The organism is Agromyces sp. Y575 (assembly GCF_059445445.1).
This window is the reverse complement of record NZ_JCAIUI010000003.1, coordinates 299,766-326,001: the sequence shown is the minus strand read 5'-3', so window position 1 is coordinate 326,001 and position 26,236 is coordinate 299,766. Positions and strand designations below refer to the sequence as shown.

Annotated in this window: 22 protein-coding genes, 1 tRNA gene and 1 pseudogene; 6 read left to right on the top strand and 18 right to left on the bottom strand. The window is 68.2% G+C overall.

The features are described 5' to 3' along the window. Window positions 1–24 precede the first annotated feature (24 nt). From AC1C2U_RS13650 to topA, 3 genes and pseudogenes are all read right to left on the bottom strand, one after another. The gene (locus tag AC1C2U_RS13650; RefSeq protein WP_495362306.1) at window positions 25–1,293 is read right to left on the bottom strand and encodes a DNA polymerase III subunit delta'; all 1,269 of its coding nucleotides are present in this window, start codon (window positions 1,291–1,293) and stop codon (window positions 25–27) included. Between the two features lie 118 nt (window positions 1,294–1,411). Further along, window positions 1,412–2,032 (bottom strand): dTMP kinase, encoded by a 621-nt coding sequence (tmk, locus tag AC1C2U_RS13645; RefSeq protein WP_495362305.1) that lies wholly within the window; start codon window positions 2,030–2,032, stop codon window positions 1,412–1,414. Then, window positions 2,032–4,830: pseudogene (gene topA / locus AC1C2U_RS13640) on the bottom strand (type I DNA topoisomerase); the annotation flags it as partial. The gene tmk and the pseudogene topA, both read right to left, overlap by 1 nt. Before the next feature lie 208 nt (window positions 4,831–5,038). On the opposite strand from topA, the gene AC1C2U_RS13635 reads away from it, so the two are divergent. After that, the gene (locus AC1C2U_RS13635; RefSeq protein WP_495362304.1) at window positions 5,039–5,275 is read left to right on the top strand and encodes a hypothetical protein; all 237 of its coding nucleotides are present in this window, start codon (window positions 5,039–5,041) and stop codon (window positions 5,273–5,275) included. Window positions 5,276–5,299: 24 nt separating this feature from the next. On the opposite strand, the gene AC1C2U_RS13630 is transcribed toward AC1C2U_RS13635, so the two are convergent. Genes AC1C2U_RS13630 through AC1C2U_RS13610 form a run of 5 tightly spaced genes read right to left on the bottom strand, consistent with a single transcriptional unit; the run spans window position 5,300 to window position 8,464 of the window. Next, window positions 5,300–5,719 (bottom strand): Rv3654c family TadE-like protein, encoded by a 420-nt coding sequence (locus tag AC1C2U_RS13630; protein ID WP_495362303.1) that lies wholly within the window; start codon window positions 5,717–5,719, stop codon window positions 5,300–5,302. After that, the gene (locus AC1C2U_RS13625; protein WP_495362302.1) at window positions 5,716–6,024 is read right to left on the bottom strand and encodes a TadE family type IV pilus minor pilin; all 309 of its coding nucleotides are present in this window, start codon (window positions 6,022–6,024) and stop codon (window positions 5,716–5,718) included. Before AC1C2U_RS13625 ends, AC1C2U_RS13630 begins: the two co-directional genes overlap by 4 nt. A gap of 16 nt (window positions 6,025–6,040) precedes the next feature. Beyond that, window positions 6,041–6,280: a DUF4244 domain-containing protein gene (locus AC1C2U_RS13620; protein WP_495362301.1), complete on the bottom strand. Its 240-nt coding sequence runs from the start codon at window positions 6,278–6,280 to the stop codon at window positions 6,041–6,043. A gap of 58 nt (window positions 6,281–6,338) precedes the next feature. Further along, entirely contained in the window at window positions 6,339–7,328 is a 990-nt protein-coding gene (locus AC1C2U_RS13615) for a type II secretion system F family protein (protein WP_495362300.1), read from the bottom strand. Between the two features lie 8 nt (window positions 7,329–7,336). After that, window positions 7,337–8,464, bottom strand: coding sequence for a TadA family conjugal transfer-associated ATPase (locus AC1C2U_RS13610; protein WP_495362299.1), 1,128 nt, complete (start codon window positions 8,462–8,464; stop codon window positions 7,337–7,339). 468 nt (window positions 8,465–8,932) lie between these two features. Between AC1C2U_RS13610 and acs the strand changes: the two genes are divergently transcribed. Beyond that, complete coding sequence (gene acs, locus AC1C2U_RS13605) at window positions 8,933–10,885, top strand: acetate--CoA ligase (protein WP_495362298.1); 1,953 nt, start codon at window positions 8,933–8,935, stop codon at window positions 10,883–10,885. A 450-nt stretch (window positions 10,886–11,335) separates the two neighbouring features. On the opposite strand, the gene AC1C2U_RS13600 is transcribed toward acs, so the two are convergent. The 3 genes from AC1C2U_RS13600 to sp36 form a co-directional block, all read right to left on the bottom strand. Next, the gene (locus tag AC1C2U_RS13600; RefSeq protein ID WP_495362297.1) at window positions 11,336–12,022 is read right to left on the bottom strand and encodes a DUF559 domain-containing protein; all 687 of its coding nucleotides are present in this window, start codon (window positions 12,020–12,022) and stop codon (window positions 11,336–11,338) included. A gap of 504 nt (window positions 12,023–12,526) precedes the next feature. Beyond that, on the bottom strand, window positions 12,527–12,997 hold the full coding sequence (locus AC1C2U_RS13595; RefSeq protein ID WP_495362296.1) for a RidA family protein: 471 nt from the start codon (window positions 12,995–12,997) through the stop codon (window positions 12,527–12,529). Then, entirely contained in the window at window positions 12,997–13,224 is a 228-nt protein-coding gene (gene sp36 / locus AC1C2U_RS13590; protein WP_495362295.1) for a Sp36 family protein, read from the bottom strand. Before sp36 ends, AC1C2U_RS13595 begins: the two co-directional genes overlap by 1 nt. A 172-nt stretch (window positions 13,225–13,396) precedes the next feature. Between sp36 and AC1C2U_RS13585 the strand changes: the two genes are divergently transcribed. The 3 genes from AC1C2U_RS13585 to AC1C2U_RS13575 all read left to right on the top strand — a co-directional run bounded on the left by AC1C2U_RS13585 (window position 13,397) and on the right by AC1C2U_RS13575 (window position 17,244). After that, window positions 13,397–16,042 carry a transglycosylase domain-containing protein gene (locus AC1C2U_RS13585; RefSeq protein WP_495362294.1) on the top strand — a complete coding sequence of 882 codons (2,646 nt, stop codon included), beginning with the start codon at window positions 13,397–13,399 and terminating at the stop codon, window positions 16,040–16,042. A gap of 14 nt (window positions 16,043–16,056) precedes the next feature. Continuing rightward, on the top strand, window positions 16,057–17,055 hold the full coding sequence (locus AC1C2U_RS13580) for a metallophosphoesterase (protein ID WP_495362293.1): 999 nt from the start codon (window positions 16,057–16,059) through the stop codon (window positions 17,053–17,055). Window positions 17,056–17,170: 115 nt separating this feature from the next. Beyond that, window positions 17,171–17,244, top strand: a tRNA-Pro gene (locus AC1C2U_RS13575). 59 nt (window positions 17,245–17,303) lie between these two features. Here AC1C2U_RS13575 and AC1C2U_RS13570 read toward each other — a convergent pair. The 3 genes from AC1C2U_RS13570 to AC1C2U_RS13560 form a co-directional block, all read right to left on the bottom strand. Continuing rightward, window positions 17,304–18,611: a UDP-glucose dehydrogenase family protein gene (locus tag AC1C2U_RS13570; RefSeq protein WP_495362292.1), complete on the bottom strand. Its 1,308-nt coding sequence runs from the start codon at window positions 18,609–18,611 to the stop codon at window positions 17,304–17,306. Window positions 18,612–18,686: 75 nt separating this feature from the next. Then, window positions 18,687–20,438, bottom strand: a complete 1,752-nt coding sequence (locus AC1C2U_RS13565; RefSeq protein ID WP_495362291.1) for a DUF4012 domain-containing protein — start codon at window positions 20,436–20,438, stop codon at window positions 18,687–18,689. Window positions 20,439–20,441: 3 nt separating this feature from the next. Continuing rightward, complete coding sequence (locus AC1C2U_RS13560) at window positions 20,442–21,095, bottom strand: LPXTG cell wall anchor domain-containing protein (RefSeq protein WP_495362290.1); 654 nt, start codon at window positions 21,093–21,095, stop codon at window positions 20,442–20,444. A gap of 137 nt (window positions 21,096–21,232) precedes the next feature. On the opposite strand from AC1C2U_RS13560, the gene AC1C2U_RS13555 reads away from it, so the two are divergent. Further along, the gene (locus tag AC1C2U_RS13555) at window positions 21,233–21,730 is read left to right on the top strand and encodes a VanZ family protein (protein WP_495362289.1); all 498 of its coding nucleotides are present in this window, start codon (window positions 21,233–21,235) and stop codon (window positions 21,728–21,730) included. On the opposite strand, the gene AC1C2U_RS13550 is transcribed toward AC1C2U_RS13555, so the two are convergent. The 4 genes from AC1C2U_RS13550 to AC1C2U_RS13535 form a co-directional block, all read right to left on the bottom strand. After that, window positions 21,672–22,817 (bottom strand): heparan-alpha-glucosaminide N-acetyltransferase domain-containing protein, encoded by a 1,146-nt coding sequence (locus tag AC1C2U_RS13550; protein WP_495362288.1) that lies wholly within the window; start codon window positions 22,815–22,817, stop codon window positions 21,672–21,674. The two genes, AC1C2U_RS13555 and AC1C2U_RS13550, sit on opposite strands and share 59 nt — an antisense overlap. Continuing rightward, window positions 22,814–23,695, bottom strand: coding sequence for a universal stress protein (locus tag AC1C2U_RS13545; RefSeq protein WP_495362287.1), 882 nt, complete (start codon window positions 23,693–23,695; stop codon window positions 22,814–22,816). Before AC1C2U_RS13545 ends, AC1C2U_RS13550 begins: the two co-directional genes overlap by 4 nt. A gap of 118 nt (window positions 23,696–23,813) precedes the next feature. Beyond that, window positions 23,814–24,311, bottom strand: coding sequence for a hypothetical protein (locus AC1C2U_RS13540; protein ID WP_495362286.1), 498 nt, complete (start codon window positions 24,309–24,311; stop codon window positions 23,814–23,816). Window positions 24,312–24,387: 76 nt separating this feature from the next. Continuing rightward, entirely contained in the window at window positions 24,388–26,211 is a 1,824-nt protein-coding gene (locus tag AC1C2U_RS13535; RefSeq protein ID WP_495362285.1) for a DUF4012 domain-containing protein, read from the bottom strand. Between the last annotated feature and the right edge of the window lie 25 nt (window positions 26,212–26,236).

Here is a 26,236-nt window from a genome sequence, read left to right as displayed (position 1 = left end):
TGGCGGTGTTGTGACGCGTGTCGGTCATGCGGCCCCTCGTTCGGTGGTCGGTCGTCGGATGGCGGAGACGAGCATCGCCTCGAGTGCGAGGGCAGGCTGCACGTTGCCGTCGATGCGGGTGCGCGCCAGCTGGATGGCGTCGAGCGTCGCGAGCGTGCGCGCAGGCGTCGCGGATGCCGCTGCCCGCTGCATGCCCGCCTCGAGCTCACGGTTGACGAGCGGCACGTCAGCGGCGAGCTGGATGAGCAGGATGTCGCGGTAGAGCGACGCGAGGTCGACGAGAATGCGGTCGATGCCGTCGCGGAGGCTGCGGGTCGCTCTGCGCTTCTGATCGTCTTCGAGGGCCTTCAGTTGGGGGCGCAGCGCGTTGGGCACCGCCTGCCCCGGAGCGACGCCGAGTGAGTGCAGGGCGTGTGCCCGCTCTTCGGCATCGCGCAGCTCGCTGATCGCCTTGGCGTCTTCGCCGGCGATCTCGATGAACCGTGCCGCCGTCGCCACGGCTCCGGAGGTCGAACGCACCGCGAGCGCGAGCTCGAGGGTCTCGGACCTGCGACGCCTCGCCTCATCGTTGGTCGCGAGCCGATGCGCCATGCCGATATGGCTCTGCGCCTCGCGTGCTGCACGTTCGGCGAGCACGGGATCGACGCCGTCGCGGCGCTCGAGGAGGGCCGCGACATCCGCGACGCTCGGCACTTGGAGTCGAACCGAGCGCACGCGCGACCGGATCGTGGGAATGAGGTCGGCTTCGCTCGGTGCGCAGAGGATCCACACGGTGCGGTCGGGCGGCTCTTCGAGTTCTTTGAGCAGGAAGTTCGAGGTCTGCTCGGTCATGCGGTCGGCGTCTTCGACGATGATGACCCGATGCCGCCCGATCGATGGTGCGTAGTGCGAGCGGCGCACGATATCGCGCACGTCATCGCGCTTGATGATGACGCCCTCGGTCGCGAGCACGTGCAGATCGGGGTGACTGCGCGCATCGACCTGCGCCTGAGTGCGCTCGTCGCCGTCGGGGTCGCCAGAGATGAGCGCCGTCGCGAACGCATACGCGAGGTTCGAGCGACCGGAGCCGGGCGGGCCCGTCACCAGCCAGGAGTGCGTCATCTGCTGTGCGCCCGCGCCCGTCGCGCGCGCGCCTGGCGTCGGCCCGTCGTTGCCGGCTGCAGCGTTGCCGGCTGCAGCGGCGTCACCGTCGAGCGGCGGCGCACCGCGAGTGGGTGCACCGGCGGACTCTGCGGCCGCTCGGAACAGCGCGATCGCGGCATCCTGCCCGGTCAGCTCACTCCACACACTCACGCGTCAACGCTACCGTCAGCCGCTGTCACGCGGGCCCGTCCGACGACGCTTTGCGGCGGGGAGGACACGCGGCGAACCACCGCACAGGCGCAAACCGTCGCACGAACGGTGAGCACGCTCAGAGGAGACCAGCCACGCGTACGCGGATCGCTTCGGCGATCTCGTCGATCGGCGACGAGGCGTCGACGACGAGGAAGCGCTCGGGCTCGGCGGCGGCGAGCTCGAGGTACGCCCCGCGAACCCGGTCGTGAAACTCGGATGCCTCGGCCTCGAGCCGGTCGTACCGCGTGCGTGCCCCGTCGAGACGGGTACGAGCCGAGGCTGCGTCGAGGTCGAGCAGGATCGTGAGGTCGGGCAGGAGCCCTTCGGTCGCCCACTCGGACAGCCCGCGCACGGCTGCGGGGTCGAGCACGCGGCCCGCTCCCTGATACGCGACCGACGAGTCGATGTACCGATCCTGGATGACGACGTCGCCTCGCGCGAGCGCCGGCCGCACGACGGTCGCGATGTGATGTGCTCGATCCGCGGCGTAGAGCAGCGCCTCGGCGCGGGGCGCGATGTCGCCGCGGTGGTGCAACACGATCTCGCGCACCTCCACACCGACGTCGGTGCCGCCTGGCTCGCGCGTGCGCACGACGGTGCGGCCCTCTCCGGCAAGCCACGCCCCGAGGCGTTCAGCCTGCGTGGTCTTGCCAGACCCGTCGCCGCCCTCGAGGGTGATGAAGAGCCCGGTGCTCACTTCTTGGCCGCCGCCTTCTTCGGGGCACGCTTGGCCGGAGCCTTCTTCGCGCGCGGCGCGGCCGGACCCTTGTCTCGCTTGATCTGGAGCAACTCCACGGCGCGTTCGAAGGTGATCTCTTCCACCGACTCCGCACGCGGGATGGTCGCGTTCGTGGTGCCGTCGGTGACGTACGGGCCGAACCGGCCGTCTTTCACCTTGATGGGCTTGCCGCTCACCGGATCTGCCTCGAACTCCTTGAGGGCACTCGACGCCGTGCGGGCGCCGTACTTCGGCTGAGCGAACAGCTCGAGCGCTCCGTCGAGGCCGATCTCGAGGATCGCGTCTTCGCTCGGCAACGTGCGGGTGTCGGTGCCCTTCTTGAGGTACGGACCGTAGCGACCGTTCTGGGCGGTGATCTCGACACCGGACTCGGGGTCGATGCCCACGACGCGCGGCAGGCTCAGGAGCTGCAGCGCGGTGTCGAGGTCGATCTCTCCGACCTGCATGTCCTTGAACAGTGACGCGGTGCGCGGCTTCTCGGCGACGGGCTTCTTCGCGGCGCGCTTCGCCTTCGGCTTCGGCGCGTCGGCCACCTCGCCTGTGACGGGGTCGACGGATGCCGCGGCATCCGCCTCGGGTGCTGCTGCGGGCTCCGGTGTTGGCTCGAGCTCGGTGACGTACGGGCCGAATCGGCCGTCTTTCACGACGATCTCTTTGCCGTTCTCGGGGTTCACGCCGAGCACTCGGGCCTCTTGAACGGGCGCAGCGATGAGCTCACGGGCCTTCGCCTCGGTGAGCTCGTCGGGTGCGAGACCTTCGGGCAGGTTCACTCGGCGGGGTGGCGCGTCGGGCGCCGCCGTCTCGTCGACCGTCTCGAGGTAGGGGCCGTACTTGCCGATTCGCAGCGTGATGTCGGGCGCGATGACGACGGAGTTGATCTCGCGCGCGTCGATCTCACCGAGGTTGTCGACGACTTGGCGCAGGCCCCGGTGCTTGTCGGAGCCGAAGTAGAAGCTCGACAGCCAGTCGACGCGGTCGGCCTCGCCTGCGGCGATGTGGTCGAGGTCGTCTTCCATCTCTGCGGTGAAGTCGTACTCGACGAGGTCGCCGAAGTGCTCTTCGAGCAGTCGCACGACAGAGAACGCGATCCAGCTCGGCACGAGCGCCTGGCCGCGTTGCGTGACGTAGCCGCGGTCGAGGATCGTCGAGATGATCGACGCGAACGTCGACGGGCGGCCGATGCCGAGCTCTTCGAGCCGCTTGACCAGGCTCGCCTCGGTGTAGCGCGGGGGCGGTGAGGTTTCGTGGCCCTTGGCCTCGAGGTCGGCCATGTTCAGCGACTGACCCTCTTTCAACGGCGGGAGCTTGGCCTCACCCGGCGTCTCCTCGGCGTTGCGCTCTTCGTCGCGGCTCTCCTCATAGGCGGCGAGGAAGCCGCGGAAGGTGATGACGGTACCGCTCGCGGTGAACTCGGCGATCGTTCCGGCGACCGGCACCGATGCCTCGGCGGGAGCCGCAGCATCCGCTGCCGTAGGCCCGACCTCGATGGTGACGGTGGCCGTCTGGCCCTTCGCGTCGGCCATCTGGGATGCGACGGTTCGCTTCCAGATGAGGTCGTAGAGCTTGAACTCGCTGCCGCGGAGCACGCTCTGCAGCTCGGAGGGTGTGCGGAACACCTCGCCCGACGGACGGATCGCCTCGTGAGCTTCTTGCGCATTCTTCGATTTGCTGGCGTAGGCGCGGGGCTTGTCGGGAATCGAGTCGGCGCCGTAGAGCTTCGTCGCTTGCGTGCGGGCCGCGGTGATCGCCTGCTGCGAGAGCGACGACGAGTCGGTACGCATATAGGTGATGTAGCCGTTCTCGTAGAGCGACTGCGCCACGCGCATAGTGTCACGCGCCGAGAGGCGGAGCTTGCGCGCCGATTCCTGCTGCAGGGTCGACGTCGTGAACGGCGCCGCCGGGCGGCGGGAGTAGGGCTTGGACTCGACCTTGGAGACGGTACGCGAGACCGTGTCGGCGGAGAGCGCGGCGACGAGCGCACCGGCCGTCGCCTCGTCGAGCACGACGGCCTTGCCCTTCAGCTTGCCGGTGTCGTCGAAGTCGCGGCCGGTCGCGACGCGGTCGCCGCCGAGCCGCACGAGCTTCGCCTCGAACGAGGGTGAACCGTCGGTTGCCTCGGCCGAGAAGCGCCCGGCGAGGTCCCAGTAGCCTGCCGCGACGAACGCGAGTCGCTCTCGCTCACGGTCGACCACGAGTCTCGTCGCCGCCGACTGGACGCGACCGGCCGACAGGCCGGGCCCGACCTTGCGCCAGAGCACGGGCGAGATCTCGTAGCCGTAGATGCGGTCGAGGATTCGCCGGGTCTCCTGTGCATCGACGAGGGCGGTGTCGAGTTCGCGGGTGTTGTCTTTCGCCTTCTCGATCGCCTCTTTCGTGATCTCGTGGAACACCATGCGGCGCACCGGAACCTTGGGCTTCAGCTCCTGCAGCAGGTGCCACGCGATTGCCTCGCCCTCGCGGTCCTCATCAGTGGCGAGCAGGAGTTCGTCGGCGTCTTTCAGCGCGCGCTTCAGTTCGGCGACGGTCTTCTTCTTCGAGTCCGACACGACGTAGTACGGCTCGAAGCCGTTGTCGACGTCGACCGAGAACTTGCCGAGCGGGCCCTTCTTCAGTTCGGGCGGCAGGTTCTTGGGCTCGATGAGGTCGCGGATGTGCCCGACCGAAGAGAGCACCTGATAGCCGTCACCCAGGTATTGGGCGATCGATTTCATCTTGGTCGGTGACTCGACGATGACCAGCTTTTTCGCGCCTGACACCAGACTCCTAATTGTTGACGATTGAGACGAGAACGCACATTGAATGCCGCGCCCCCGAGCGGTGTGCCATCAGCCGGCGAATGCTGCGCCGACAGCCACACCATACACATATCAGCCGGGAGGACGCGTACTCGGGGCGCCCCGAGCCGTCGCGACGAGGGCGCGTCCACCCCTTGCGGTTCGCCCGCGGTTGAGGAGAATTGGCCTCATGGAAACCTCAACGACGGGCTCCTACACGGCAAAGCTGATCGACGGACCGCTCGAAGGCAAGACGGTGGCCACCGCCTTCCTCGATTCGGGCGATCCGCGCCCGCGGCTCGAGCTGAATGCCGACCGGGGCAAGCGCTACGTGTACTCGCGTGCGGCCGGCCTCGAGTTCGCGGCATCCGACGACGATCGTCCGAGCGCCGTCGAGTACCGCTTCACCGAGACCGTCTTCGACTGACCCGGTTCAGCAGTCGGTGCCGACTCAGTCCGGCGAAGCAGGCGGCCCCGGCCACCCCGGTGGGCCGGCGCGGGCCGAGGCGACGAGTTCGAATCCCGGCATGGTGCCGACGGTGACGGTGACGGATGCCACCGCGCCATCGCTCTCGCACGCCCCGAGCTCGCCGCCGTTTCGGGCCGCGACGGCGGCTGCGAGCTGACAGGGCACCCCCGCCACGGCACCAGAGATCGCGTCGGCTGCAGCGAGCGCCGCAGCATCCGCGGCATTCTCCGCCCGCTGCGACATGACGAAGATGCCGAGCAGTCCGACGAGCGCCACGGTGAGCGCAGTCACCGCCCCGATGATTCCGAGGGCGAGCACGGATGCCGCACCAGACTCCTCGCGCGCGCCGGCATTCCGGCGCGCAGGTCGCATCCCTGCGCGAGCAGCCGCCGCGCCCATCATCGTCCGCCCATCACGGCACAGGACTCTGCGCGGAGTTCGATGGCGGCGAGGAGCCCGGCGCCCGAGGTGTGGAGCGTCGCGCAGACGAACTGGCCGTCGGTTGCGACCGAGAGCTCTGCGCCGCCCGAGATCCGGTCGGCAATGGCGCCCGCCGCTCCATCGGACTCGCCGCGCCCGAGCGCACGGGCGGCGTCGGCAGCGGCATCCGTCAATCGCACCTGCAAGGCGACGAGCTGCACTGAAGCGAGGCACGCGGCGAGCACCAGCGCGATGGCGGGCAGCGCAACCGCGAACTCCGCGGTCACGCCGCCTCGCTCGCCGTCAGCCGACCGTGAGCGCATTCCGCACGAGGTCGGTGAGGATGCCGCGCACCTCGTCACCACGCAGGATGATGACGAGGAGCCCCGCGAATCCGACGGCTGCCATGGTGGCCACGGCGTACTCGGCCGTCGCCGCACCGCGTTCACCGGCAAGGCGACGGGCGACGAGACGGGCGACCCGGCGAGCGTGGTTGCGGCTCTCCTGCCCTCGAGCGCGGTCGGCGGTGGAGTGTTCGGGCATGATGTTCCTTCCAGTGATGCCGGCGGGCCGGCGGTCGAGTGGCACGAGTCGGGTCGGGTCATACGGCACCGCCGAGGGTGCCCGTGATGACCGAGATCATGAGCGGCGCAACGCCGAGCAGCACGAAGGCCGGCAGCACGCAGAGCCCGAGCGGAAGCATGAGGCGCACCCCGAGCGCGGCCGCCCGTTCTGCCCCCGCCGAGCGGGCGGCTCGACGCACTCGGAACGCCTCGGCCCGCAGGAGTTCGGCGACCGGCGCCCCGGCTCTGGCCGCGAGACCGAGCACCGCCTCGACCTCGGCGCCGTCACCAGCGTGCGGCACGTGCTGCTCGATCGAACGGCGCGCGAGTTCTCTGGCGAGGTCGATCGAGACCCCGCTCGACATCGCGATGGCGAGCAGCTCGAGTTCGAGACCTGCGTCAGCCCGCGATCGACCGGCTCGCGTGGCGAGCGCGGCGTTCCAGCGGTGGCCGCCCCACAGGCACAACAGCCCGAGCCCGAGACAGGCAAGGCCGATCGGGTTGCCGAAGAGCACACCCAGTGTGTCGAACCCGAGCGTCGCACCGAACACGACCGCGATCACCGGCAGGGCCATGACGAGCCGGGCGCTCGCCTCGGGTCCGGCGAGCGCCGCACGCACCTCGCGACGCAGCTGCGCCTCGTCACGCAACACGGCTGCGAATTCCCGCAGGCTGCCGGCCAGTGGCGCGCCCGACTCAGCGGCGACCGCCCAAGCGGCAGCCAGTACGGGCCATGCGGCGGATGCTTCGGGTTGCGCGTTGCGCGCCGCGGTGATGGCCGGCGCAACGGGCTCGCCGTTCAGCGCCGCAGCGGCAGCCCCGGCGAGCACCAGAGCATCGGAATCAGCGGCGGAATCGGGTTCGGCATCGGCACCGATATGGCTCCACGCACTGGACGCCGGCACCCCGGCTGCGAGCAGCACCGCGAGTCGTTCGGTGACGGCGGCGATCGCATCGACCTCTGCCGCGGGATCGGGGCGCCGCCTGAGACGGGCGATGCGTTCGGGCAGACGCGTCGCACGCGGCATCCGCTCGCTCACATCGCCTCGACGACGAGTCGGTCGCCGCGCAACTCGAACCGCCCCATCTGCGCGAGACGCCGCTTGCCGTCGATGCGTTCGAGATGCAGCACCAGGTCGAACGCGCTCACCGTCTGCCGGGCGAGCGCGTCGGGCGAGAGGCCCGCGATCGACCCGAGCGCCTCGAGCCGGGCGGGAACATCGGCGAGCGAGTTCGCGTGCAGCGTACCGGCACCGCCGTCATGGCCGGTGTTCAGCGCGGCGAGGAGCTCTCGCAGCTCAGCGCCACGGCACTCGCCGACGACGAGCCGGTCGGGGCGCATGCGTAGCGCCTCGCGGAGCAGCGCGTCGAGGCCGACGCTGCCGGCTCCCTCGAGGTTCGCCTGCCGTGCCTCGAGCGAGACGACGTGCGGGTGCTCGACCTGCAGCTCGGCGACGTCTTCGATGATGACGAGCCGCTCTCGTTCGGGAGCCTCGGCGAGAAGTGCCGCCAGCAGGGTGGTCTTGCCCGTGCCACCGGCCCCCGTCACCAGCAGGTTCTTGCGGGCGGCGACGGCAGCTCGCAGCACCGGCTCGTGCGAGGCGTCGACCATGCCGGCTCGTGCGAGCGCGGCGAGCGAGAAGCCCCCGGCTCGCGGAACACGCACCGAGATCGCCGTGCCGGTCGCCGACACCGGCGGGAGCACAGCATGAACTCGGATGCCGCGCCCCAGCCGCACATCGACGGCCGGCGTCGCCTCGTCGATGTGCCGACCGCCGCGGGCGATGAGCCGCACTGCGAGCGCACGCACCTCGGCTTCGCCTGCGACCCACTCGGGCTCGCGCTCGGCGCCCGCGCCACGGTCGATCCAGAGGCCGCGCTCGCCATTGACGAAGAGATCGGTGACCGGCCCGTCTGAGGCGAAGGTCTCGAGCGGGCCGAGCATCGAGAGGTCGGCGGCGCTGCGGGAGGGCCCGCCGGAGGCAGGCCCGTGGGGGGAACCTCCGACCGACCGCGATGCACGCCCCGAACTCGACGATGACGAACCGACTCCGAGCGCGCGCGGCGGCGCGTCGCTGTCGTGTGGCGCGAACGCCTCTTCCGCGGCGAACGACACGCGCGGCTCGCTCTGCCATGACGGCGTCGCTACGAAGGGAGTACTCATGTCGCGAGCGTACGAAGCTGCAGTGGCTCAGCGGCATCCGATGCGCCGCAGGTATGGAAAGAGCCTCCCCCACGCCGTTGTGGAGGAGGACTCGACCTGCATGCACCGCCGATTTCGCGATGCCCCTTAACGAGAAGGGGGCGGCACCCATTGGGGGGAACAGGTGCCGCCTCGGCAGCGCAAGGATTGGGGGGAATCACGAGCGCTGCAGGCCACGAAACGAGTGTCCGGGCGGTAATCAGCATACGGCCTGCGGAAGGATGCGCAAGCATTTTCTGTCCTCATTTGTGCCGACACACAGAATTCTCTGCGCTTGACCACAGGAAGGCGCGCAGATCGGCCCGTGGAAGTCCACTGCGACGCTACGCGACAGTGCGATTCTTCACCCGCTCCGGGCGGCCGGTAGTGTGCTGCGTGGGGCAGGCGACCCATCCGAAGAAGCACTCGCGAAGGAGCGACTGAAGAAACATGACCATTCAGATCGATCACGCGCTCGAGGAGATCAGGCGATTCCGCCCGAGCCCCGAGTTCGCCGCCCAAGCCGTCGCCGACGAGCGTCTCTACGAGGAGGCAGCGGCCGACCGGCTCGGCTTCTGGGCCGAACAGGCTCGCGATCTCCTCACCTGGAGCACGCCCTTCACGCAGACCCTCGACTGGTCGAACCCGCCATTCGCCAAGTGGTTCCACGACGGCGAGTTGAACGTCGCCTACAACTGTCTCGACCGCCACGTGGAAGCTGGGCTCGGTGACCGCGTCGCCCTCTACTTCGAGGGTGAGCCCGGCGACAGCCGCGCCATCACCTACGCCGAGCTGACCGCAGAGGTCAAGCGCGCAGCGAACGCGTTGCTCGAGCTCGGCGTGAAAGATGGCGACCGCGTTGCGATCTACCTGCCGATGATTCCCGAAGCCGTCGTCGCGATGCTCGCCTGTGCGCGCATCGGCGCCGTGCACTCCGTGGTCTTCGGTGGATTCTCGTCGAAGAGCCTCCAGTCCCGCATCGACGACGCCCAGGCCGAGGTCGTCATCACGGCCGACGGCGGCTACCGCAAGGGCAAGGCGTTCCCGCTGAAGCCGACGGTCGACGAGGCCATCGAGGCGGCCGAGACCACGGTGCGCTCGGTGCTCGTCGTCAATCGCACGGGCGGCGACGTCGCGTGGACCGAGGGCCGCGACGTGTGGTGGAGCGAGCAGCTCGCGGCGGTCGACGCCGAGCACGTGGCCCAGCCCTTCAATGCGGAGCACCCGCTGTTCATCCTCTACACCTCGGGCACCACCGGCAACCCGAAGGGCATCCTCCACACCTCGGGCGGCTACCTCACGCAGACCGCGTTCACGCACAAGAACGTGTTCGACCTGCACCCCGAGCGCGACGTGTTCTGGTGCACCGCCGACGTCGGCTGGATCACCGGCCACTCCTACGTCGTCTACGGCCCGCTCGCGAACGGCGCAACCCAGGTGCTCTACGAGGGCACCCCTGATACTCCCCACCCCGGTCGCTGGTGGGAGATCATCGAGAAGTACAAGGTCTCGATCCTCTACACGGCACCCACCGCCATCCGCTCCTTCATGAAGCAGGGCCGCGACGTCGTGCGCGATTTCAACGTGCGCTCCCTCCGCCTCCTCGGCTCGGTCGGCGAACCGATCAACCCCGAGGCCTGGATCTGGTACCGCCACGTCATCGGCGGTGGCTCGATCCCCGTGGTCGACACGTGGTGGCAGACCGAGACCGGCGCGATCATGATCTCGGCACTGCCGGGCATCACCGATCTGAAGCCCGGCTCGGCGCAAGTGGCGATCCCCGGCATCTCGATCGACATCGTCAACGACGATGGCACGCCGATCGAGGGCGAGGGCGGCGGCCTGCTCACCGTCACCGAGCCGTGGCCGTCGATGCTGCGCGGCATCTGGGGCGACCCCGAACGCTTCAAAGAGACGTATTGGGAGAAATTCGGCGACAAGTACTTCGCCGGCGACGGCGCCCGCCGCGACGAAGACCGCGACATCTGGCTGCTCGGCAGGGTCGACGACGTCATGAACGTGTCAGGACATCGTCTCTCGACCGCCGAGATCGAGTCGTCGCTCGTCGCTCACCCCTGGACGGCAGAGGCAGCCGTCGTCGGCGCCTCCGACGAGGCCACGGGCCAGGCAGTCGTCGCCTTCGTCATCCTGAAGACGAGTCAGGCCGACCAGGTGACCGACATCGTTGCGGCGAGCGACGAACTTCGCAAGCACGTCGCCCTGCAGATCGGCGCGATCGCCCGCCCCCGTCAGGTGTTCATCGTCAACGAACTGCCGAAGACGCGCTCGGGCAAGATCATGCGGCGACTGCTGCGCGACCTCGCAGAGGGCCGCGAGATCGGCGACACGACGACCCTCGCCGACACCTCGATCATGCAGGTCATCAGCGAGCAGGTGCGCTGAGGGACGTCAGCACAGGTGACGGATGCCGCGGCCGGGAGCATTCCCGCCGCGGCATCCGTCGTTCTCGATCTCGCGCGCCCTCTCGCTCTCCCTGCGCCCGTCGTTCGCCTTCGCTCTCGCCTCGCCTTTTCTCGCCTCTCCCTCGCCGCCCCCTCGCCGCGCCCGACGTGTTTGTAGGTCGAACGCCTGAATGTAGGACGGACTCGCGCGGGAGCGTCCTACAAACAGGCGTTCGACCTACATACCTCGGCGTACCGCTTCGGTGGCGGCAGCGGCGAGCAGCAGCAGCAGGGCAGACAAGCTGCAAGGCAGGGGCAGGCAGGTTGCAAGGCCGTCGCAGACAAGCTGCAAGGCAGCGGCAAGCAAGCTGCAAGGCAGCGGCAAGCAAGCTGCAAGGCAGCGGCAAGCAAGCTGCAAGGCAGTGGCAGGCAGGCTGCAGCGAAACCGCAGTCAGGATGCCTGCAGGCGCGTTCCCGTCAGGTGCTTGCCCGCACGCACGAGGCCGAGGATCGTCGTCTCGATCATCGACCACTCGCGCAGCACGAGGTCGCGGCTGTAGCGCAACACGATGTAGCCCTTCTTGCGCAGCCGATCGTCTTGACGAAGGTCGCGATTGTGCTGACGGCGAGTCGTGTGCGGCCCATACCCGTCGAGCTGGAGCACGAGTGCGGTGCCGATGAGCCCATCGACCGGGTGACCGTCGATGACGACCTGTGGAACCATCACAATGCCGCGCCGAGCGAGACGGGTCCGCGCAACCGTCTCCGAGTCGGAGTCCGACGTCGAGCCGGAGTGGGCGAGCACCCTCGCGAGTGCGGCATCGACCGTCGCGAGTTCACCGAGCTCGCCGAGCCCGATGTGTCCGCGCCGCAGCGCGGAGTCGACCACGATCACCGCTTGCTCGAACGGTTGGCAGTGCGCGATCGTCACCAGCAGACTCGCCGCAGACTGGATCGGTGGGCGAACACGCGGCGCGACGTCTGGTTCAAGATGCCGTGTCCAGTGCGTGCGCACGGGCAGGTCGCACTCGAGATTCGGCGGCGTGCTGACGTCGAGACGCGGAGTGTTCCGCGCGACGCTGAGGTGGAGCTCATCGGGCCTGACATCCCACATGCCGTGCACGGCTGCCGCTGACACGCACCCGAGAGTCGCTCCGGCATGGGTCGCACGAATCAACCGAGCGTCGCATCGTTCGCCGACGAACCAATCACGTCGAATCTGCCGCAGCTCGCCTCCGGTGAGCGCCGCACGCAGCAGGTGCGCCGATACGCCGTGCGCTCGCAGTTGTGCACGGTGAGCGATCTGCAGCGGGCCGAGCGCACGGAAGACCGGCCGGAGATCATGTGCCCGGCGCAGCGCGGGTGCAGGTGCGGGAGCGGGTGCGGGTGCGGGTGGACTCATCCACGAATCATCCGCTCGCGAATGCGAACCTGCTCGCCCGCGCGTGAAGACTGTGGATGCGTCGCGTCGTTCGTCACCTGTTGAGGCGTGCACATGGAGCGGTTCACGTGGTCGCCTGCTGAAGCCCCGCACATGAATGTAGGACGTAGGCCGCTTCGTAGGACACACTTCATCGGAGGTGACCTACAAAGCGGCCTACGTCCTACATCACAATGTTCAGAAGCGGCAGCGCAGCGCGGGCTACGCGAACTCGACCACGAGCTCGAGCTCGACCGGCGAGTCGAGCGGCAGCACCGCGACACCGACCGCCGAGCGGGCGTGACGGCCGGCGTCGCCGAAGATCTCGCCGAGCACCTCCGACGCGCCGTTGATGACACCCGGCTGGCCGGAGAACGAGGGGTCGGATGCCACGAAGCCGACGAGCTTCACGATGCGGGTGACCCGGTCGAGTGAGCCGAGCTCGGCGCGCACGGCCGCGAGCGCGTTGAGCGCCGCCGTGCGGGCGTACTCCTTCGCGTCGTCGGCGGGCACCAGCCCGTGGCCGTCGCCGACCTTGCCGGTGGCGGGCAGGGCGCCGGCTGTGAAGGGCAGCTGGCCCGAGGTGTACACGTGAGAGCCCGTGATGACGGCGGGCACGTACGCGGCGACGGGTGGGGCGACCTCGGGCAGTTCGATGCCGAGCTCGGCCAGGCGAGCCTCGACGGCGGCCATCAGGCTTCGCCCTCGAACTGCTTGGCGGCCTGCGCAGAAGCGGCAGCGCCGGCGGATGCCGCGGAAGACGACTCTCCGCCGACCGGGCGCTTCAGGTAGGCGACGAGCCCGCCCTCGGGACCCTGCACGATCTGCACGAGCTCCCAGCCCTCCGACCCCCAGTTGTTCAGGATCGCCGCGGTGTTGTGGATCAACAGCGGAGTGGTGATGTACTCCCAGGTCGTCATGGGTTCCTGTCTCTCTGTCGCGTGGATGACGCGCATTCTCGGAAATGTCGAACGAAGTACGGGATTCGCTGGCATCGGCGCGCCTGCGCCGCGAAACGGCACAGTGCCTGCATAGCGGGATTTGCCAGCATTCTCCGTTAAGCTCCACTATATGTCTGCCCAAAAACGTACGATGAGCGACGTCGGTGCCGGAATCCTCGGCTTCGTCGGCATGAGCGTTCTCGCCGGCGTGCTCGTCACCGTGGCCGTGACTCCGGCCCTCGCCGTCACCGGCATGGCCGCGAACAACAGCATCTCGATGTTCGAGAACCTGCCCGGGTACCTCAAGATCGACAAGCTCGCAGAGAAGTCGACGATCTACACGACCAATCCCGACGGCACCAACAACGAGCTCGCGTCGTTCTACACGCAGAACCGTGAAGAGGTCGCGTGGGAGGCCATCTCCCAGTACGTGAAAGACGCCGCGGTCGCCGGTGAAGACCCCCGGTTCTACGATCACGGCGGCATCGACGTGAAAGGCACCGTTCGCGGGGCGCTGAACACGGTGCTGAACGGCGACACGCAGGGTGGTTCGTCGATCACGCAGCAGTACGTGAAGAACGTGCTCATCCAGAAGGGCATCGCCGAGGCGACCACTCCCGAAGAAGAGGAAGCGGCTTACGAGGACGCGACCGAGACGACGATCGACCGCAAGCTCAAAGAGATGCGCTACGCGATCACGATCGAGAAGGAGTACCCGAAGGACGAAATCCTCAAGGGGTACCTGAACATCGCCCACTTCGGCGGTCGCGTCTACGGCATCGAGGCCGCTGCGCAGTACTACTTCGGCGGCACCACGGCCGCCAACCTCACACTCGCGCAGGCCGCGAGCCTCATCGCGATCGTGAACCACCCCGAGAAGTTCCGCCTCGACTACCCCGAGAGCGAGGCGAACGGCGCTGCCACAGTCAACGACAAGGGCGAACCGGTGCCCTACGCCGACAACAAAGAGCGGCGCGACTACATCCTCGGCGAGATGTTGAAGCTCAAGAAGATCACGCAGGAGGAGCACGACGCCGCGGTCGCGGAGGTCGTCACGCCTTCGCTGCGCGAATCGAGCACCGGGTGCCAGACAGCAGGCGGGTCCGCGTACTTCTGCGACTACGTCACGTGGGTCGTCAAGGACAAGTTCGACAAGCCCGAGACCCCCGACGTCAACGAGGGCGTGCAGATGCTCGAGAAGGGCGGGCTGCAGATCTTCACGACGCTCGACCCCGAGATGCAGGGCCAGGCCGAGGCCGCGATCAACGAGAACGTTCCGTACACCGACGCGCGTTTCGACGTCGGCTCGGTCGCGGTGAGCGTCGAGGTCGGCACCGGCAAGATCCTCGCGATGGCGCAGAACAAGAACTACTCGCAAGACGCCTCGGTGACCGACGTCGACCCCTCGTACACGGGGCTCAACTACAGCACCGACTACGCGCACGGCGGCTCGCTCGGCTTCCAGCCCGGGTCGACCTTCAAGGTGTTCACGCTCGCCGAGTGGCTGAATGAGGGGCACTCACTGCGTGAGTCGTTCAACGGCAAGCGACGAAACTTCACGTCGTTCCCTGCCGCATGCTACGGCGGATGGAAAGGCAACTACGACCCCAAGAACGATGACGGCACCGGTGCCAACAACGCGGTCGACGCGACGAAGTACTCAGTGAACACCGCGTTCATCGCCATGGCGCAGCAGCTCGACCTCTGCAAGATCAAAGACACGGCGCAGGCGTTCGGTGTGAGGCGCGCCGACGGCCTCGACCTCGGTCAGAGGTTCGACTACGACAGCGAGACCGGTGAGGCGATCTACAACGCCGACGGGTCGCGCGCCATCGACGACAGCGCCGTCTTCGGACCGGGTGCGATCCTCGGCACCGAGGAGGTCGCGCCGCTCAGCATGGTGAGTGCCTTCGCCGGCATCGCGAACAACGGCCTCACCTGCTCACCCATCGCGATCGCACGCATCGTGGAGAGCAGCGGCGAAGAAGTTGCACCACCCGCCACAGAGTGCACACAGTCGGTCGCACCGAACGTCGCCGCTGCGATGGGCTACGCCATGGCGCAGACCTTCAGCGGCACCGCGAGCGCCGCGAACACCTGGAGCGGTGTGCCGCACATCGGCAAGACGGGCACCACCGACGGCAACAAAGACACCTGGATGAACGGCGCGTCGACTCGCGTTGCCACGGCGATCTGGGTCGGCAACGTCACCGGCGAGGCCAATCAGCGTCAACTCGACAATTGGGACAGCGGCCCCGTTGCTACGGCACGACACCGCATGTGGAAGAAGATCATGACCTTCGCCGACGAGAAATACGGCGGCGGCGAGTTCGCCCAGCCCGACGAGAGCGCGTTCAAGCAGGTGCTCGTCGACATCCCGCAGGTTGCGGGCCTCTCCCTCGACGCCGCGAAGCAAGCACTCGAGGCGGGTGGCTTCGTCTTCGAAGACGGCGGTCAGCAGGACTCGAACCTGCCCGCCGGCACCGTGACCGGCACCGACCCCTCGGGTCAGGCCGGAAAGGGCACGACCATTCGGGTGTTCACGAGCAACGGTTCGATGACCGGCGTACCGAATGTCGTCGGAATGACCGGCGATCAGGCCGAGGCGGCCCTCAAACAGGCCGGGCTCAAGGTGAAGCGACAGAACGAGGACACCACCGACCCCACGAAGGTCGGCGTGGTGATCTCGCAGAACCCGGCGGGAGGCGGTTCAGCGAAGCCAGGCGACCAGATCACGATCGGTATCGGAAAGCTCACAGCGGGCGGCGGGGACGACAACCCTCCCGGCGACGGATAGTCGGCGACCCACCCGTGACGAAGGCTCGAACCTCCCCCGTCGCGGCGATCGCGATCGCCGCCGCCGCGACGGGAGCCGCCGCGCTCGCGTGGGGCACCCTCGTCGAGCGCACCCGCTGGACCCTCAGGCGAGTGGATGTCCCGGTGCTGCCGCCGGGCGCCGCGCCCATCCGCGTACTGCACCTCTCCGACCTGCACATGGCGCCCTGGCAGCGCGACAAGCAGGAGTGGGTGCGACACCTCGCCGACCTCGAGCCCGACCTCATCGTCGACACCGGCGACAACCTCGGCCATGAACGCGGCATCGAGGGAATCCGCCGGGCATTCGAGCCGTTCCGCGGCATCCCGGGTGTCTTCGTCAACGGTTCGAACGACTACTTCGGACCGCAGCTGAAAAATCCGTTCGCGTACTTCACCGGCCCGTCGCGGTTCAGCACCAAAGCCGAGCGGCTCGATATCGCCGAACTGCACGCGTACTTCGCCGAACTCGGATGGAACGACCTCGACAACACCGCCGCCGCCCTCGACCTGCGCGGCACGCACTTCGAGTTCTTCGGCGTCGACGACCCGCACAAGGGATACGACCGGCTCGACCTCATCACGGCGGCGATCGACGAGTTGCGAGCCGACGACCCGCTCGGCGACGAGACCTGGCCAGACGAGGCATCCGTTCGACAAGCTCAGGGCGGCGCCGACGGACTTCGTCCCACCGTCACGGTCGGCGTGACTCACGCGCCGTACCAGCGGGTGCTGAACTCGTTCGTGAACCATGGCGCACAGCTCATGCTCGCCGGGCACACACACGGCGGCCAGGTGTGCGTGCCGGGGTTCGGAGCACTCGTCACGAACTGCGACATCCCCCGCGACCAGGTCAAGGGACTCAGCGTCTGGCGACACGGCTTCCGTGCGGCGTTCCTCAACGTGTCGGCCGGTCTCGGCACCTCGATCTACGCACCGGTGCGGTTCGCATGCCCACCCGAGGCGACGCTGCTCACCCTCGTACCGACGGAGTGACACGGAGTTGGACCGGGTGCGAACCTTCGGCCCATTCGACACCGTGACCGGTCAGAACTTGGTCGGGCGAGCGCCGATTATCGGCTATTCTTGTTGAGGCCCGTAAGGGCCACCCCGGGGTGTGGCGCAGCTTGGTAGCGCGCGTCGTTCGGGACGACGAGGTCGCAGGTTCAAATCCTGTCACCCCGACCGGGTGAAACCCCCTCCTCCGGGAGGGGGTTTTCGCATGCACGGGCGAGCCCGCCTTTTCAGGGCCGCCCGAGTCCGCGATAGTGCCACCCGGCCGCCCGCCATGCGGCTGGATCGAGCACGTTGCGCCCGTCGATGATACGGCGCTCCCCCACCATCTGCCCGGTCTTCTCCGGATCCAGCGTGCGGTACTCGCTCCATTCAGTGGCGAGGATGACCAGTTCAGCACCGAACAGCGCTTCGCGTGTCGTCGCGGCGTATGTGAGCTCCGGCAGCTTGATGCGTGCGTTCGCGATGCCTTCAGGATCGGTCACCACCACGATGGCACCGCGCTCGCGCAAATGCGCTGCGATGTCGAGCGCAGGCGAGTCGCGGACGTCATCGGAATCGGGCTTGAACGTGACCCCGAGCACCGAGATGCGTCTGCCGACGACCGAACCTCCGAGGTCGGCCGAAGCGAGGTCGACGACGCGCCGGCGTTGCCGCATGTTGATCGCATCGACCTCTGTGAGGAACGCGAGGGTGTCGCCGAGTCCGAGCTCGGCTGCGCGAGCGGTGAATCCGCGAATGTCCTTCGGCAGGCAGCCCCCGCCGAATCCGACGCCGGCGTTCAGGAAGCGCCGGCCGATACGGGCATCGTGGCCGATCGCGTCGGCGAGTGCCGTGACATCCGCTCCCGTCGCATCGGCGATCTCCGACATCGCATTGATGAAGCTGATCTTCGTGGCGAGGAACGCGTTGGCGGCGACCTTCACGAGCTCGGCGGTCGCATAGTCGGTGACGATGCGGGGCGTGCCGGCTTCGATCGCGGCACGGTAGACATGATCGAGCACGGATGCCGCGTGGTCATCGCCCTCGCCGACGCCGTAGACCAGACGGTCGGGCGAGAGCGTGTCTTTCACCGCGAAGCCTTCGCGCAGGAACTCGGGGTTCCAGGCGAGGCTCGCGTGGGGGGCGTCGGCAGCGAGCCACGTGGCGAGCCGGGTCGCGGTGCCGACCGGCACCGTGCTCTTGCCGACGACGAGCGAACCCTCGGCGAGGTGCGGCAGGAGACCGCGGAACGCCGCATCGACGAACGAGACGTCTGCGGCGCCGGTGTCAGCTGCTTGCGGAGTGCCGACGGCGAGGAAATGCACCTCAGCCTCCGCGGCATCCGCGATGTCGGTGCTGAACCGAAGCCGCCCGCTCGCGATCGCCGAGGTGAGGATCTCCGGCAGGCCCGGCTCGTAGAACGGCGGGCGCCCCGCCGCGAGCGCTTCGATCTTCCGCTGGTCGACGTCGATGCCGACCACGTCGTGGCCGAGTTCGGCCATGGCGGAGGCGTGTACCGCGCCCAGGTAGCCGCAGCCGATGACCGAGATGCGCATGCCAGTCCTTCGTTTCGAGCGAACGCGTTCCATTCTGCCGCACGCGATGCACGAGACGCTGAACCGGTGGTGCGATCAGCCCGTCATCAGCGGCGTCGTGAAGACCAGCGGCATCCGTTGGCGGGGCTCGGCCGAGACGAACCGGTAGACGACCGTGGCGACCTGTCCGGGCGCGAGGTCGACTCCGACGTTGTTGGCGATGCGCCCGTCGGCCGTGACCGACTGGTAGCCCACCGCGACGCCATCGAGGACGACGCCGGCATCGAACGCGCCCGGCGGCGAGTACACGGCGACGTTCGTCGCGATGACGCCCGGGGGTACGCCGAACGCGCCACCGTTGGTCGTTCGGCGGGGCAGTGAAACGGCGGCGTCGGCCGGCGCGGTGCTGGTCATCCGCACCGTCACCTCGATCTCCGAGCGCCCGTCGCTCCGGGTGTCGGAGACCTCGACGTTCGTCGCGACGTCGAGGTACGCGCCCATCTTGCCGCCGGACCGGTCGTTCAGGTACACCGCGTAGGCCTGATCTCCGAGCGAGAGTTGCGTGGCCTGCATGCCTGCGAGCGTCGTGTCGGCGAGCACAGCCTGTTCGGCGTCGTGAGCACTCCAGATCGCGATCCGGTGCTCCTCGGCGACGCGGGTGACCGCCGAGATGAGGGCGACCGGGTCGGCACTACCCGAAGAGACGGCCTGGAAGACCGCCGCTGCGGCTGAAGCGAAGTACTCGTCTTGCGCGTCCTCATCGTCGAGACGTTCGTAGGTGTCGACGAGGAGTGACCGCACGGCGTCGCCTTCGCTCAGCAGGCTGCCACCGGCGAGCGTGACAGGGCCGGTGGCGCCGAGCACATAGCTGAGCCCCACGGGGTCGACGGCGATGACTCCGTCGACGACGGTGCCGTGGTCCCTCGCCCACATCGCCGCCGCGAGCCGGCCACTGAGTGCGAAGTCGGGGGTCGCCGTCACATTCTGGATGTAGGTGCCGAGTTGATTGCCGAACAGCGCGACATCGGCTTCTGGAAGCGGGAGCACCGGCTCGCTCAGGTGCTGCAGATCTCCCGACGCCGCCTGCGAGGCGAGCGAGATCACGCCGTCTGCGGTGTGCACGAGTGCGAGGGCTCCGATGATGCCTCCGCCAGTGCGCAGCTCGGCACTGTTCTGAAACAGGATGAGGTAGTTGCGTGGCCCCTCGGCGCCGAGCATCTCGGGCAGGATGCGAACCGCCCGATCGAGTGTGGCCATGGCATCGGAAGCCGACTCGAGCGCGCCGGCGAACTCGTCCGTCGCTTCAGCGACCGGCCCGATGAGTGCGTCGGCATCGATTGCATTCACGCGTGCGGATGCCTCGTCGAGCGCTTCGACCGCGTCGCCGACGACGGGCCGGGCCTCGACCAGTGGAGCCAGGTCGATGCGGCCGTCGGCGGAACGCAGCTGCGTGGTGTCGATGGATCCCGCGATCTCGGCGAGCGGCACGATGACGTGCGAAGAGACGCGATCGAGCTCGCTCGACAGTTCACGCACCACCGACAGGTTGATGCCCGCCCACGGCACCGACTCGGCCGCGCGCCAGATCGGATCGCTCGTGAGCTCGGTCGCCGTCGACGCGTGTGCGGCGAGCGCCGCCGCATGACTCGAAGCGGCCTCCGTGTCTCCGCCACCGACGTCCTGCTGGATCTGCGTTGCGAGCGGCACCGCGGCTGCGAGCTCGTTGCTCGCGAGCCAGCCCCGGACGCCGATCCAGACGAGAACGCCGACGAGCAAGCCCAGCGTCACCGCTGCGATCCAGATCGCGATGCGTCGGCCCTGCCCGGCCGTTGAAGCGGCCGCTGCCACGAGCTACCGCTTCACGAGCCGACGAGTCAGCAACACGACGCCACCGATGACCATGAGCCCGAGAGCGCCGAAGGCGATCGTGAACGTGGCGTCGGAGACACCGGTCTCGCTCAGCATCGCGGTGTTCTCGACCACGGGTGCGGAGCCGGAGCCTCCGCCCGACGGGCCAGTCGCGCAACTCGGAGTGGACGGCGGGTACGACAACGGCACCGAGATCGACGGGTTCACCGTGATCGTGGCACTCGTGATGCTTCGCGTCCAGGCGAAGTTGCCGGAGGTCTCCACCCATGAACCGTCGACGAAGGCCCAGCCTGGCCAACCGCCGGGCGTGCCATCGCTGTTGACGGAGGCTCCAGGCCAGAGGACACGCCCTGAGAGCGTGCCGTTGACGATGGTGCCGAGCGGGATCGAGTACGAGTTCGAACCGGCACTCAAGACGAGCGTCGCGGTGTTGCCTGTGGAGAGGTTGTTGGGGTCGACCAGGTCGACGGTGTAACCGATGTAGGGAACGTCGCCATCGCAAATGCCGGTGACGGCGGACCCCGCGAGCGTGGGGTTCGCAGGCGGAGTGGTGGGCGGGTACTGTTCTGCGAAAGCCGCGGTGGGGACAGTGAGGAATGCCGCCACCACGACAACGGCTGCAATTTTGCGGAGCACGATTGCCTCTATGGGTTCGGGTAGAAATCGGGTAATGGTCGGGTAACGCTCGGAGTCTACGCGCGGACCACCCGCCCCGTCTGCGCCCAGTTGAGGGGTCAACACGACCACCGCTTTCGGTTCACTAACCTGAACGGATGCAGGATGTCCCCTCGCCGCAGAACGACCGAGACGAGCCGCCAATCGACGCGCGGCACGGCCCGCGTGCCGTTCGGCTGTCGCGGTGGATCCTCGCGCCCTACCTCATCGCGCTCGGGCTCATCGTCTTCCTCCCATCCCGCGACGCCGGCCGCATCACCGGCATCGTGGGTTGGGCCGCCGATATTCTCGCCTCGTTCGGTGCGCCACGGGAGGCGAGCGCCGTCGTGCTCGAGTTCCTCGCGAACGTCGCGCTGTTCGTGCCGTTCGGCGTTCTGGTTGCGATCGCCTTCCCCGCCCTCTCGTGGTGGGTCGTGCTCGCCGTTGGTTGTCTCGCGAGCGTCGGAATCGAGCTCATCCAGATAGCGATCCCATCACGCTTTCCCACCGTCTCCGATGTGATCGCGAACACGGCCGGCACTGCACTCGGTCTCGTGCTCATCCTGTGGTGGGCGCGCGCGCGGCATCCGCTCGGCTCCGACCGCTCGCCAACCTGAGCAGGCGCTCGAGTGGGCCCCGGCCGAGATAACGTCGCCAAAGCCAGGCGAACAGCATCGAGCCGACGATCAGGCCGATGAGCAGCTCGGTGGAGTCGTCGGTGTAGAAGCCGTTCTCGACGCGCACGGATGCCGCGATCACCACGAGGTGCAGCGTGTATACGCTGAGCGGCATCGAACCCATCGCCGTGATCGGCGAGAGCACGGCAGCGGCGACGCGCCGTACGGGCGCACGCGCGAACGAGGTGAGCAGCAGCATGCCGGCGACGACGAGCACGGCGACGCCGACGTTGCCGACGGCCTCGAGTGAAGTGCGCCATGCCGAGATCCACGGGTCTGACTCGCCCGCTGCGCCGTCGCCGAGTGGTGCGGAAGCCCCGACGTCACCACCCGGCATCAGTGCGACGATCGGCAGGAGCACGGCCGCCGTCGCGGTGCCCGCGAGTGCGGCGATCGTCACGACGCGCGCTGAGGTGAGATCGAGGCGGGCGAGCGCGAGCCCGATCAGCATCACGGGGATCCAGACCACGACGGGGTAGGCGCCGCTCACGACCCAGTCGACGACGATCGCGAGCGGTCCGGATTGCAGCTCGAGAACCGGGTCGGAGGCACTCGCGACCTCGGCGAGTGCCGGCATGACCGCGAGCAGGGCGATGCCCACGACCAACGCCACGCGCGGCGGCAGGAAGAGGAGCGGCAGCATCAACAGGAACGCGACGCCGTACACGTCGAGGATGATGAAGACGAGCGGATGCAATGTGATGGCGATGAGCAGCCCGAGGGCGATGAGTATCACCGCCCTGATCGCGATCTGGCGGCGGAGCCGCGCCCGGCCGGTCGTGACCGGTCGGGTCCCGCCCGAGATGAACGCCAGACCCATTCCCGCTGTCAGCGCGAAGAGCAGCCGAGGGCGTTCGTCGGCGATTTCGATGAGCGAACTGAGATCAGCGGATGCCGCGATCGGCGCGACATGCGCGACGAACATGCCGATGAGGGCGAGCCCCCTGGCCGCATCGACCGCGTCGATGCGGCGCCCGGCCTGCTCGACGGGTGCTGGAACGACGAGGCGGGCGGCAGGGCGACTCACCTGATGACGACCGTCGGCGCCTCGAGGTTGGCGAGCACGCCTTGGCTGACGGATCCGAGCAGGAACCTGGCCAACGGGCCGCGACCGTGGCTGCCGACCACGAGCATGGTCGCGTCGGCCGCCGCTTCGGTGAGGTCGTGCACCGGATCGCCGGCGACGACCGATCGCTGGATCTCGAGTCGAGGGTGTTCGGCGATCACCGGTGCGAGTGCCGCCTCGAGGATCTCGAATTCGGCTCGTGCGAGATCGTCGGTCGCGATGAGCGGGGCACCATAGCCGTACTCGCCGCCGACCATCGCCACGACGTCCCATGAGTGCACCGCGACGAGCGGCTCTTCGAGGCGCGTGGCTTCGCCGGCCGCGAAGGCGAGTGCATGGTCGGAGGTGTGGGACCCGTCGACCCCGACAACGACACCTCGGCGGCCGATCAGGTCACGATCGGGAATGACCGCGACAGGAGCGTGGCTCGCCGCAGCGATGCGCAGACTGTGCACGCGACGACGACTGGCTCGCTGCCCGCCGTGCCAGTCGCTGCCGACGACCAGCATCGCGGCATCGCCCGAGATGCGCTCGAAGACTTCGACAGGCGATCCGCGTTCGAACGTCGTCGCCACCGCGAGGGAACCGTCGACGGCGGCAGCGACCGCTGCCGCCTCGTCGAGGCATTCGCGTGCTCGGTCATCTGAAGCGCGACGCATCTCGCCGTCGTCTGCAACCCCTGCCTCACCATCGACGCGCACGGATGAGATCGAGGCGGCGTCGATGACATGCACCAGCCGGAGCGGCGCGCCGAGCGCTGATGCTCGCTCCGCCGCCCATCGCACGGCTCGCAGCGTGGCGGAACCTCCGGTGCTGACACCGACCGCGATCTCGTTCATGGCGCACCTCCGCGGGCTCTCAGTCCATCTTCACGCGCGATCCGGCGAATGCACCAGCCCTTGGCACCAAGAACCGGGCCGCACGACGACGTCGATGCGGCCCGACCTCGTGACCGGCCTATTCAGTCGTGCGATTTCGTCGAACGGTGCGGAGCACCACGACGAGAGCACCGCCGAGGATCAGTGCGCCGATGCCGATCCACGCGAGCAGCATCGGGAATTCGTAGCCGGTGCCCGGCAAGCCGGTGTCTGAATCAGCGGCAGTGTCGGCCGGAACGACGGTCAACGTTCCGGTCGCGACCGACTGGCCGGCGGTCACCGTGACCGTGTAAGTGCCGGGAGTGTTCGACGACGCCGAGTATGCGACGGTTCCCGTCGAACTCGTCGGCTTGGACGCAGTGGCGGTCTTCAATACTGCGAGCGTCACCGCATCGTCGGCCGTTGCGGTCGACGGCGTGTTGGGCGGCAGGCCCGAGAAGTTCAGTGTGCCGGTCTCACCGACCGTCACGGTGACCGAACTGCCTTGGCCGGTGTATCCCGCCGCGATTGCGGCTGTCGGAACAACGAACACAGCAGCGGCTGCGAGCAGCACCGCTGCGATTGCTTTGCGTGCCATGATGGTCCCCTCAGTAACCGATACGACGCGCAAGTCGAGTTACCAGAGCTGCGCGGCCCCCCGAACGCGTCACTGCCTACTGTAAGGCAATATCACAGGAAAGCGCGAGGGTAGATGTTTCGAATGCATGAATTCCGGGCGTGATCGCAAGTGCCGGTTGCCGAAGTCCGGGCACTCCCCCGAGGAACGAGAACTCGTACGTTGCACTCTCGCCGGGTGCGAGCGTCAGCTGGACCTTGCTGAGCGTGTACCCCGATTCGGACGTCGGGTGGTACTCCGCAGTCGCCCCTTCACGGCGCACACCGAGGTTGTAACTGCCGGGTGTGGCGTAGACGTGCACCGATGTGGCGATGTGCCCCGGGGGCGTGCCGTACACGCCTCCGCCCGTCACATACTCGGGCAGGCTCGTCGCGGCATCGGCAGGTGCCATGTTCGTCAAGGTGACGCCGATGACGTAGTTCGCCAGGCCGTCATTGCGGCATACGACTCCGCCCGCCGCAACCGCCACATCGAGATAGGTGTCCATCTTCGACCCGGTCATGTCGTTCAGATAGACGCCGAACGCCTGCCGGTCATCGGTCGTGACGGGAAGCCCGCCTGCGAGCTCGGTGCCCTCGAGGATCGCCTGCTCAGCGGCATCCGCGCTCCAGACCAGGATGCGCCGCTCGTTGCCGGCGCGTACGAGCGCATCGATGAATGCTCGTGGCTCCAGGTTGCCGCCCGCGACGGCGCCGATGACACTCGCCGCCGCGCTCGCGAAGAACGCGTCCTGCTCCGCGGGATCTTCATAACGCTCGTAGACGTCACGCAGCAGCAGTTGCACTGCGTTCTCACTCGTGAGCACGTCGCCCGTCGGCAGCGTCACCGGGCCGGTCGCAGCGAGCAGGTAGGAGAGCACCACGGGGTCGAGTGCGACGACGGCCTCCACCTCATCCCCGAACTGCAGCCGCCACATCTCGCGAGCGAGCGAGGCTGCGAGGGGGAACTGGGGGGTGAAGTTCACGTCTTGGAGGTAGCTGGCCAGATTGTCGCCCCAGAGCGCGCGAGTGTCGACCGGCAGCGTCGCCACGGGAGGCTCGAACTTCGGGAAATCTCCCGAGTTCGCCTGCTTCACGAGAGTGAACGACCCGGCGTCGGTTGCGACGAGCGCGAGTGCGCCCGTGATGCCGCCCGTCGATCGCAGTTCGGCGTTGTTCTGGAAGAGCAGCAGCGTCTGCCGCGGCCCGTTCGCTCCGAGCATGAGGGGCACGAGGCGAACGGCGCGGTCGAGGCCGTCGATCGTGCGCCCGGCGTCGACGAGCATCGCGCTCAGCTCATCACGGGCGTCGGCGAGCGGCCCGATGAGGTCGGCGGATGCCACGGCTTCGGCATCGACCAGGGCGATGGCATCGGCGAGCGCGACGGATGCCTCGTGCACCGGTTCCTGCGCATCGAGCAGTGGCTGCAATTCGACGTGCCCATCGACGGGCTTGAACGCTGCGAGGTCGATCGAGCCCGCGGCATCCGCCAGCGGAAGCACCGCACCCGACGCGACGCGATCGACAGCAGCGGCGATCGTTCGCATGCCCGCGAGGTTCTGTCCTGCCCAGGGGAGCACCTCGGCGGCACGCCACACCGGGTCGCTCGTGAGCGCGACGGCCTCGCCAGCGTGCGAGACGAGTTCATCGGCCGTCTTCAGGGCCTCGACGGTCTCACCGCTGACCAGCTGAGTCTGCACAAGCCGGGCGAGCGGCACCGCCTGCTCGAGCTCGTCTTTCGCGAGCAGGCCTCGGATGCCGACCCAGACCGCGGCCGCGACGAGCACCAAGGCGACCGCACCGATGACCACCCAGATCCATCGGCGCCGTGGTGGGGGCCCGACATCGATCGCGCCGGCATCGCTACTCTCGGAGCGCGCCATGATGTGCCCGGTACCACTCGTGGAT

Bases quoted from the DNA above. Each gene is read 5' to 3' on its own strand.
- AC1C2U_RS13635 (WP_495362304.1), top strand. From the start codon at position 5,039: ATGGAAACCTCAACGACGGGCTCCTACACGGCAAAGCTGATCGACGGA.
- AC1C2U_RS13630 (WP_495362303.1), bottom strand. From the start codon at position 5,719: ATGATGGGCGCGGCGGCTGCTCGCGCAGGGATGCGACCTGCGCGCCGG.
- AC1C2U_RS13620 (WP_495362301.1), bottom strand. From the start codon at position 6,280: ATGCCCGAACACTCCACCGCCGACCGCGCTCGAGGGCAGGAGAGCCGC.
- AC1C2U_RS13615 (WP_495362300.1), bottom strand. From the start codon at position 7,328: ATGCCGCGTGCGACGCGTCTGCCCGAACGCATCGCCCGTCTCAGGCGG.
- AC1C2U_RS13610 (WP_495362299.1), bottom strand. From the start codon at position 8,464: ATGAGTACTCCCTTCGTAGCGACGCCGTCATGGCAGAGCGAGCCGCGC.
- acs (WP_495362298.1), top strand. From the start codon at position 8,933: ATGACCATTCAGATCGATCACGCGCTCGAGGAGATCAGGCGATTCCGC.
- AC1C2U_RS13595 (WP_495362296.1), bottom strand. From the start codon at position 12,997: ATGGCCGCCGTCGAGGCTCGCCTGGCCGAGCTCGGCATCGAACTGCCC.
- sp36 (WP_495362295.1), bottom strand. From the start codon at position 13,224: ATGACGACCTGGGAGTACATCACCACTCCGCTGTTGATCCACAACACC.
- AC1C2U_RS13585 (WP_495362294.1), top strand. From the start codon at position 13,397: ATGAGCGACGTCGGTGCCGGAATCCTCGGCTTCGTCGGCATGAGCGTT.
- AC1C2U_RS13570 (WP_495362292.1), bottom strand. From the start codon at position 18,611: ATGCGCATCTCGGTCATCGGCTGCGGCTACCTGGGCGCGGTACACGCC.
- AC1C2U_RS13555 (WP_495362289.1), top strand. From the start codon at position 21,233: ATGCAGGATGTCCCCTCGCCGCAGAACGACCGAGACGAGCCGCCAATC.
- AC1C2U_RS13545 (WP_495362287.1), bottom strand. From the start codon at position 23,695: ATGAACGAGATCGCGGTCGGTGTCAGCACCGGAGGTTCCGCCACGCTG.
- AC1C2U_RS13540 (WP_495362286.1), bottom strand. From the start codon at position 24,311: ATGGCACGCAAAGCAATCGCAGCGGTGCTGCTCGCAGCCGCTGCTGTG.
- AC1C2U_RS13535 (WP_495362285.1), bottom strand. From the start codon at position 26,211: ATGGCGCGCTCCGAGAGTAGCGATGCCGGCGCGATCGATGTCGGGCCC.